The organism is Tessaracoccus massiliensis (assembly GCF_000826065.2).
In the GTDB taxonomy this organism is placed as follows: domain Bacteria; phylum Actinomycetota; class Actinomycetes; order Propionibacteriales; family Propionibacteriaceae; genus Arachnia; species Arachnia massiliensis_A.
In genome coordinates this window covers 206,937-214,913 of the sequence record NZ_LN623539.1, presented here as the reverse complement: position 1 = coordinate 214,913, position 7,977 = coordinate 206,937, and the positions used below count along the sequence as shown (strand labels likewise).

6 protein-coding genes and 1 riboswitch are annotated in these 7,977 nt (G+C 68.9%); all 6 genes read right to left on the bottom strand.

Features of this window, described 5'->3' with window-relative positions; genetic code table 11:
- Window positions 1-188: 188 nt before the first annotated feature.
- Complete coding sequence (locus BN1186_RS02850; protein WP_040282308.1) at window positions 189-782, bottom strand: TetR/AcrR family transcriptional regulator; 594 nt, start codon at window positions 780-782, stop codon at window positions 189-191.
- A 54-nt stretch (window positions 783-836) separates the two neighbouring features.
- Window positions 837-1,811, bottom strand: a complete 975-nt coding sequence (locus BN1186_RS02845) for an ABC transporter ATP-binding protein (protein ID WP_040282307.1) — start codon at window positions 1,809-1,811, stop codon at window positions 837-839.
- Window positions 1,805-3,454, bottom strand: coding sequence for an ABC transporter permease (locus BN1186_RS02840; protein WP_246043223.1), 1,650 nt, complete (start codon window positions 3,452-3,454; stop codon window positions 1,805-1,807). Before BN1186_RS02840 ends, BN1186_RS02845 begins: the two co-directional genes overlap by 7 nt.
- Window positions 3,451-4,485, bottom strand: a complete 1,035-nt coding sequence (locus BN1186_RS02835) for a thiamine ABC transporter substrate-binding protein (RefSeq protein ID WP_040282305.1) — start codon at window positions 4,483-4,485, stop codon at window positions 3,451-3,453. Before BN1186_RS02835 ends, BN1186_RS02840 begins: the two co-directional genes overlap by 4 nt.
- Before the next feature lie 32 nt (window positions 4,486-4,517).
- Window positions 4,518-4,623: riboswitch (TPP riboswitch) on the bottom strand.
- A 545-nt stretch (window positions 4,624-5,168) separates the two neighbouring features.
- On the bottom strand, window positions 5,169-6,206 hold the full coding sequence (gene disA, locus BN1186_RS02830) for a DNA integrity scanning diadenylate cyclase DisA (protein WP_040282304.1): 1,038 nt from the start codon (window positions 6,204-6,206) through the stop codon (window positions 5,169-5,171).
- 22 nt (window positions 6,207-6,228) lie between these two features.
- Entirely contained in the window at window positions 6,229-7,914 is a 1,686-nt protein-coding gene (locus tag BN1186_RS02825; RefSeq protein ID WP_052459696.1) for an ABC1 kinase family protein, read from the bottom strand.
- Window positions 7,915-7,977: the final 63 nt, after the last annotated feature.

Below are 7,977 nucleotides of genomic sequence, written 5' to 3'. Positions count from 1 at the left end.
CAACGTTCGTGTCGTGGCCGCCAAGGTTGGGTGTCTTGGTGCGTGGGTTGGTGTTTGTCGCTGGCGTCATGTCACAGGGGCCGGGAAACAGTTCTGGCTCGGTGACGTTGGGTCGGCGTCGTGTACCTGTGTGTTGGCGGGGACGAATCAGCGTTGGCGCCATGCGCTGAGCGTTGGCGCCATGCGGATCAGGCCTGTGCCGTCGCGGCCGTGACCATCGCCCGGGTGGCGGCCACGACTGAGGGGATCAGCTTCTCCGGGGGGAAGCCTCTGTCGAGTTGGATGAAGGCCGCGTGCAGCATGCCCCTGGTCAATGCGATCTGCAGGCGGGCGCGCTCCGGGTCCTCGATGAGGCCCTCCCACGCGCGGCCAACGGAGGCGCGCAGGGCGTTGTGGGCACGCTCCGCGATGGCCGAGGTGGCCTGCGACGGGCCCGGCTGCTGGGCCATCTGCATCAGCCAACCGTGGCCCGTGCTCGCGGCCTGCTCGAGGTTGGCCTCCACCCAGGCGACCACTCTGTCGGCCGGATCCTCCACCTCGGCGATGGCGTTGTCCACTGCCTTCGCCCACGCAGGCAGATGGCGCGCCACGACGAGGCCGCGGAGGTCGTCGATGCTGTCCACGTAGCGGTAGATGCTGTTGCGCGCGATGCCCGCGTCCTTCGTCACCTTGCCGGCTGTCACCGGCAGCCCGGCTCTGAGGAGGGCTTCAGCGGCGTCGAGAAGTTTGTCCTCGATCAGCGCACGATGCTCTGCCACCGAGGCAGCGGCGATCTTAGGCATAGCGACATTGTGTCCCAGGCGCGGTGGTCCCCAGCAGGCGGGGTGCGTTTGGCGTCACGCCGGGACGACAGCGCCACCCACCAGCGTGACGCGCACGGACAGCGCATCGATCTTCGCAGGGGAACTCACCGTCGCAGTCTGCCCGTCCGGCAGGGCGACCTTGATCTCGACGTCATCGACCGTGAGGGTCTGATCCACGATGTCCAACTCCACACCATGGGGATCCAGCTGCAGTGATGCGGGGCCGATCCCCAACAGCTCCCCGGTACCCAGCGACCCGCTCCACCCCAGACGGCGCGCCTCGGCTTCCACTACGAAGGCCCGGTAGCCCAGGAAGGCCGCCACTTGCATGTTCTTCGGCCACTCGCGCAGCGACTCCGGCGCATCGAGCTGCAACAGCTCGCCCTGGTCCAGCACAGCCACGTAATCGGCGACGGTGTAGGCCTCCTGATGGTCGTGCGTGACATAGACGGCGGTGGTGTGCGTCTGGCGGAGGATGCGGGCCAGGTCGTCGGCCAGCCGGCGGCGCAGGGCGGTGTCCAGCGCCGAGAGCGGCTCGTCGAGCAGCAGAGCCCTGGGCGCTGGCGCCAGCGAACGCGCGAGCGCCACGCGCTGCGCCTGGCCGCCCGAGAGTTCGGTGGGTTTGCGGTCCCCGTAGCCGGCCAGGCCCACCAGATCGAGCATCTCCTCCACCCGCTCGCGTTGCTGCGCCTTGGAGAGCTTGCCGAGGCCGTAGGCGATGTTCTTGGCCACGTTCATCGTGGGGAAAAGTTGCCCATCCTGGAAGACGAGGCCGAAGTTCCGCTTGTGCACCTTCACCGGGGCCAGATCCTCACCGTCCCAGAGGATCGAGCCCGACGACAGCGGTTGCAGCCCGGCGATCGCGCGCAGCAGGGTCGACTTTCCGGAGCCCGATGCTCCGAGCAGCCCGACGATCGTGCCGGGTTCGACCCGCAGCGACACGTCGTCGACGGCGACCGTGGCCCCATACCGGACCGTAACATCGCGTACCTCAAGGCCGCTCACCATGCCGCCACCTCCTTCGGCCGCAGGCGTTCCGCCGCAGCCATCGTGATTCCTGCCAATCCTGCCAGCACCACGGATGCGGCCAGTGCGGCGCCGTAGTTCTCCGCTCCGGGCCGACCGAACAACCGGAAGATCAGCACCGGCAGGGTCGGGTTGTCGGGGCGAGCCAGGAAGCTGGTGGCGCCGAACTCGCCCAACGACGTGGCGAAAGCGAACCCGACGGCGAGCCCCATCGCCCGCCCGAGGTTGGGCAGTTCGATGCGCCGCAGCACCTGCCACGGCGTGGAGCCCAGTGTGGCGGCGGCCTCGAGTTGCCGCGGATCGATGGCCCGCAGCGTCGGCAGCATGGTGCGCACCACCAGCGGCAGGGCGACGACGGCCTGCGCGATCGGGATCAGCACGATGCTGGAGCGCAGGTCCAACGGGGGTCGGTTGAGCGTGATGAGGTAGCCGAAGCCCACGGTCACGGCGGAGACGCCGAGGGGGAGCAGGAACAGCGACTCCAGCGCGGTGAGCGCGTCGCGGCCGGCCCGTCGACGGGGGCGCCGCGACGCCACCAGGGCCACCAGCACGCCCAGCGTCACCGCCAGCGCGGTGGCGGCCAGCGCCGTGATCAGGGAGGTGCGCAGCGCGTCCCACACGCTGACGTTACCCACGCTCTGGGCGGCCAGCGCCACGTAGTTCTCGACGGTGAACTCGCCGCCGCGGTGCAGCGAGCGCCACAGAAGATTAGCCAACGGCAGGCCCAGAAGCGCGACGGCGACCGCCAGGGTGGTGGCCAGCGCCGCCCCGTCGCGCGACAGGTTCAGGCCCCGCCCGGCGTCGACGTCGGGCTGCAGTTTCAGGGCCCTCGTCATGCGGGCCTGCGCCCGGCCACTGAGCCACAGCGCGGCGGTCACGATCACCAGTTGCGTGATGGACAAGGCAGCGGCCGAAGGCAGATCCAGCAGTTGCGTGGTGAGGAACCAGATCTCGGTCTCGATGGTGCTGTAGCGGGTCTGTCCCAGCACCATGACGATGCCGTAGGCGGAGGCGCTGAACAGGAACACCAGGGAGGCGCCGGAGACGATGGCCGGCGTCAGCGCCGGCAGCGTCACGGTGCGCAGGGCCCGGAGGGGAGGGGCGCCGAGCGTGCCGGCGGCCTGCCCGAGGCGGGGATCGAGGCGCGCCCACATGGTGCCCACGGTGCGCACGATCACGGAGTAGTTGAAGAACACCATGGCGGCGAGGATCGCGGCGGGGGTGCCGGCGAGGTCGAGCCAGCCGAGCAGCCCGTCCGGGCGCAACAGCGAGCCGAACGCGACGCCCACCACCACCGTCGGCAGCACGAAGGGGACGGTGATGAGGGCACGCAGCAGGTCGCGGCCACGGAAACTGCAGCGGTAGAGGAGGTAGGCGCCGGGCAGGCCCAGCAGCAGGCACAGCGCCGTCGACACGGTGGCTGAGCCCAGCGTGAAGCCGATGGCGCGCCAGGTGCGACGCGAGGTGAACACGGTGTGGAAGCCGTCGAGCGTCCAGGCGTCGCCGTCGTGGAAGCCGCGGCCCACCAGCGTGGCCGCCGGCCACGCGAAGAAGAGCAGGAGGAAGACGGCTGGGATGAGCGCTGCGAGCGCCCATCCCAGCCGCCAGGTCAGCGTCTGCCTCAACCCATGGCCTCGGTCCAGCTGCGAATCCACTGCTCGCGGTTGGCGTCGATCTCCGCGGAGTCGACCTCGATGGGGCTGGTGGCCAGCGGTGCGTTGGCGGCCCATTCCTCGGGCAGTTCGGTGTCGGTGACCACGGGGTACATGTACATCGACTCGGGGAAGGCGGCCTGCACCTCGGGGCTCAGCAGGAAGTCGATGAAGGCGCGGGCGCCCTCCTCGTTCTGCGTGCCCTTGATGACGCCTGCGTACTCGACCTGCCGGAAGCAGGTCTCCAGCAACGCCTCGGTGGTCGGGGCGTAGGCCGGCGACGACGCATAGCTCAGCACCAGCGGGTAGGGGCCCTCTCCATCGGCGCCGGAGAAATCGGTGTAGTACGCCTCCGTCCAACCGGAGGCCACCTTCACCCCGTTGTCCTTCAGCGCGGCCCAGTAGTCCAGCCAGCCATCGCCCTTGGCGCCGATGGTGGCCAGCACGAACGACAGCCCGGGGGAGGAGGACGCCGGGTTGGTCACCACGAGCAGATCCTTGTACTCGGGCTTAACCAGGTCGTCGAGCGTGGCGGGCACGTCGAGGTTCTTCTTCTCGAACCACTCGGTGTCCGCGTTGATGCACACGTCGCCGAAGTCGATGGGCGTCAGTCCCTCTGCCTTGAACTGTGCGGACGTGGAGGGGAGCGCCTCCGATTCGTACTCGGAGAGGACACCCTCATCCCAGGCGCGGGAAGCGTACGTGTTGTCGATGCCGTACACCACATCACCCAACGGAGAGTCCTTGGTGAGGATGAGCTGGTTGACCATGGCGCCAGCGTCGCCGGGCTGCACGTAGGTGACCTCGAGACCGGAATCCTCGGCGAACTTCGCCGTCAGCTCCTCCGGCAACTCGAAGGAACCGTGCGTGACCACCGTGAGCGTGTCCGACGACGTGGTCTCCGCCGTGGACCCGCCTTCGGGGGCGGGATCCGATGCGTTGCCGCCGCAGGCCGCCAGAGCCAGCACAGCGAGGACTGCTGCGCCCTTGGTGATGAACTTCATATCCACTCCTTCTCGGAGGGCTCGGCGGCACGCCGAGGAGAATCCCAACTCCCTACGCCGGTACGAACCGGATCAGGTTTGAGGGTCTGCGGTGATCCGCACTCTCAGCGCCCCAGTGGCGCTCCCCTGTGTTCGCCGCCCACCATAGCAGCCGGTCCCTGAGCGTCGCGCCCCGCGCGGCGACGCAGGGCCGCCGCAGCGTGTCTGTCTCCTGTTCCACCGCGGGTGGGTTCCGCCGAGGCTGGGGGAAGAAGGACGCGAGTGTTGCCCTCACGCTTGGACGGCGACCTTGCGCTGCCGCGTCCCGGGGTGGCCTCGAAACTCGCGTCCTTCATCCCCCACCCTCGGCTTTAGCGCTTCTGGTGCAGGTGTTCAGGGCCGAAACCGTTGCTGGCGTAGTTGCCGGAGTGTCCGGTGTCGGGGTGCGTGGTGGTTGGTCGCCGTTGTCGGGCAACTAGGGACCTGGGTTCGGGTCGGTGCCGGAGAAGCACTTGCATCCCCCCGACCCCGGCCACTCCTTCACGCGTCGCTGGTCCCTGAGCGTCGCGCCCCGCGCGGCGACGAAGGGCCCCCGCAGCGTGTCCGGCACCTGGATCACCGCGATGCTCCGCCGGGGTCGGGGAAAGAAGAGTGCTCGCTCAGCGGTTCGCCTCGTGGGCGACGTCGCCGTTGATGGGGGATGCTCAGGGGCCGGAGGATTCCGTGATCCGCAGCAGGGCGTCGCGGATCTGGCGGGCCCGCTGCGGGCCGATGCCGTCGATCTCCATCAACTGCGTCACCGAGGCGCCGAACATCTCCTGCAACGAGTACCGCTCCACCAGCTTGGTGACGATCGGCACCGGCAGGCGACCCACGCGCGACAGCAGCCGCACGCCCCTCGTCGTGAGGGGTTGCTCGAGGTTGGCGCTGAACCCCAGCCGCTCGGCGACCAGCGAGCTGCTGAACAGCTCCTCGGGGGAGAAGTTGTGCAACGCCAGCAGGTCGAAACCTGCCGGATCGGTCAGGTTGTGGGCGTAATCCTCGGTCAGCAGATCGGCGATCCCGTCGAAGTGGCTGGCCAACTCTGCGTGCTGCAGCGACACCAGCCGCCCCTCCACGCCCAGGACGTCCACGTGGAACTGCATCTCCACCGAAAGCCTGCGGGTGAGCTCCAGCCGGTGGGCGACATGGGTGAGGTCGCGCAACGTCACCTGCTCGCCGATCTCCAGGAGCGTGAACTGGTCGAGCTGATCCGTGAGCCGCGTCACGACGCGCGACAGGGTGGCGAGGGTCTGGTTGGCCCGGCTGATGCCCTGGGCAACCGTCTCGACGGGGTGGCGGCGGCCGCCGTGGAACAGCGAGACCGTGTTCATCGAGGCCGACACCGTCACCACCGGTACGCCGGCTGCCTGCGCCGTCCGGTCTGCGGAGCGGTGCCGCGTGCCGGTCTCGGCGGTGGGGAGGCCGCCGGCCGGGACGAGGTGCACGCCGGCCGCGACGATGCGGCTGAGGTCGTTGGACAAGACGATGGCGCCGTCGAGCTTGGCAAGCTCGCGAAGGTTCTGCTCGGTGCAGTCGACGCCGATCTGGAAGCCGCCGGAGCACACCTGCTGCACCTTGGCGTTGTTGCCCAGCACGATCAGTGCGCCGGTGCGGCCCAGCAGGATGCGGTCCAGCCCTCCGCGCAACTGAGTACCTGGCGCGAGCAGCTTCAGGTAGCGGCGGATGGCGGTCCTTGGCACGTCAACTCCTTCGTGGGTGGCGTCAGTCTACGCGCGTGGGTGCGTCGTCGGAGAGGCGACGCCGGCGTTCGGCGTGCTTCACCTTGCGGGCGGAGGGCCGGTCCTCGAGCAGGATGGCGACGACCATCACCATCCCGCCGACGGCGGCGAGGAGGAAGAAGACCACGCCCAGCGCCGAGTAGCCGAACAGGCGGGGGCCGACGTCGGCGAACATGAGCAGCGCTGCCGCGATGGTGATTGCGGCCAGGATCAGCGCCATCGACAACCGGTTGGCGAGCTGGTGCAGCACCATGAACAGCCGGTGCTCATCCAGGGCCTTGACGCGGAAGCTCAGCTCGCCCTCGGCGAGGGAATCCAGGATGCGGTTGGCGCGGCGGGGGAGCCGCTCGACGAACTCCTTGCCCTCGATGCCACCCAGGAGGGTCTGTCCGGCACTCGGCGCCAGGCCCGCCTGGAGGATGGTGGGGATGTTGGCGCGGATAGCGTCGATGGGGGTGAAATCCGGGTCGAGGTGTTGGGTGGTCTGGTCCAGGTTCAGCAGCGCCTTGCCCACCATCGTCATCTCGGCCGGCGGACGCAGGTGGTGCTCGCCGGAGATGCGGGCCAACTCCATCAGGACGGTGCCCACCTGCAGTTCCGAATCCATCGACAGGGTGGAGGAGACCAGGTGGGAGACCTCGTCTCGGAACGCCGCGGCGTCGTAGTTCTCCAACGGGTGGCCCATACCGGCCAGAATGAGCGCGGCGGCCTCGCCGTCGGAGTCCCCGATGGCCACCAGCAGCTTCACCAACGAGGTGCGGACCCGGACGGGTAGCCGCACCACCATGCCCACGTCGAGGATCGCGATGCGGTGATCCGGCGTGAGGAACAGGTTGCCCGGGTGGGGATCGGCGTGGAGGATGCCGTCGACGAGCATCGCCTTCAGCATGAACCGGAAGAGTGCAGCCGCCAGAGCCTCGCCGTCGACGTCGAGCAGCTCGACGGGGCCTACGTCGGTGATCTTCTTGCCCGGCATGTACTCCAGCGTCAGCACGTCGTCGGTGCAGTAATCCGGAATGGGCGCCGGCAGCACCAGATCCGGCTCCGGCTCGGCGAGCTCGGCGAAGAGCCGCAGGTTGGCGGCCTCCTTGCGGTAGTCCAGTTCGTCGGCCATGGAGCGGCGGAACTGCCCCAGCATGCGGGCGGCACCCAGCCTGGGGCCGACGGGGGTGTTCTTGTCGGCGAAATCCGCGAGGTCGCCCAGGGAATCCAGATCGGAGCGCACCTTGGCGCGCACGCCGGGGCGCAGCACCTTGACCACCACGTCGCGCCCGGATTTCGTCACGGCGCGGTGCACCTGCGCCAAGGATGCCGCCGCGAGGGGAGCGTCGTCGAACTCCTCGAACATCGCCCTGACGGGTGCCCCCAGCGATGCCTCGACCTGCTGGTGGATCTCCTCGACGTCAACCTGCGTGACGCCGTCCTGCAGCCGGCTGAGCGCGTCGGTGTAGGCCGGCGGCAGCAGGTCCTGCCGCGTGGATAGCAGCTGGCCGAACTTGATGAAGGTGGGGCCCATCTCCTCCAGGGATTCGGTGAAGCTCTGCGCGTCCTTCGCGGTGGCCGAGCTGCGGGCGTCGTCGCCCGGGATGTCGGAGGTCTGCGCGTTGAAGGCGCCCATGTGGCGCACCATGAGGGTGCCCAGCCTCGTGATCATGGCCAGATCCGGCATCGCTGCTCCTTGTCTCGTGATGTAAACAGCCTAGTGGGGGCGGTTCCTCGCAGGCGCGTTTGA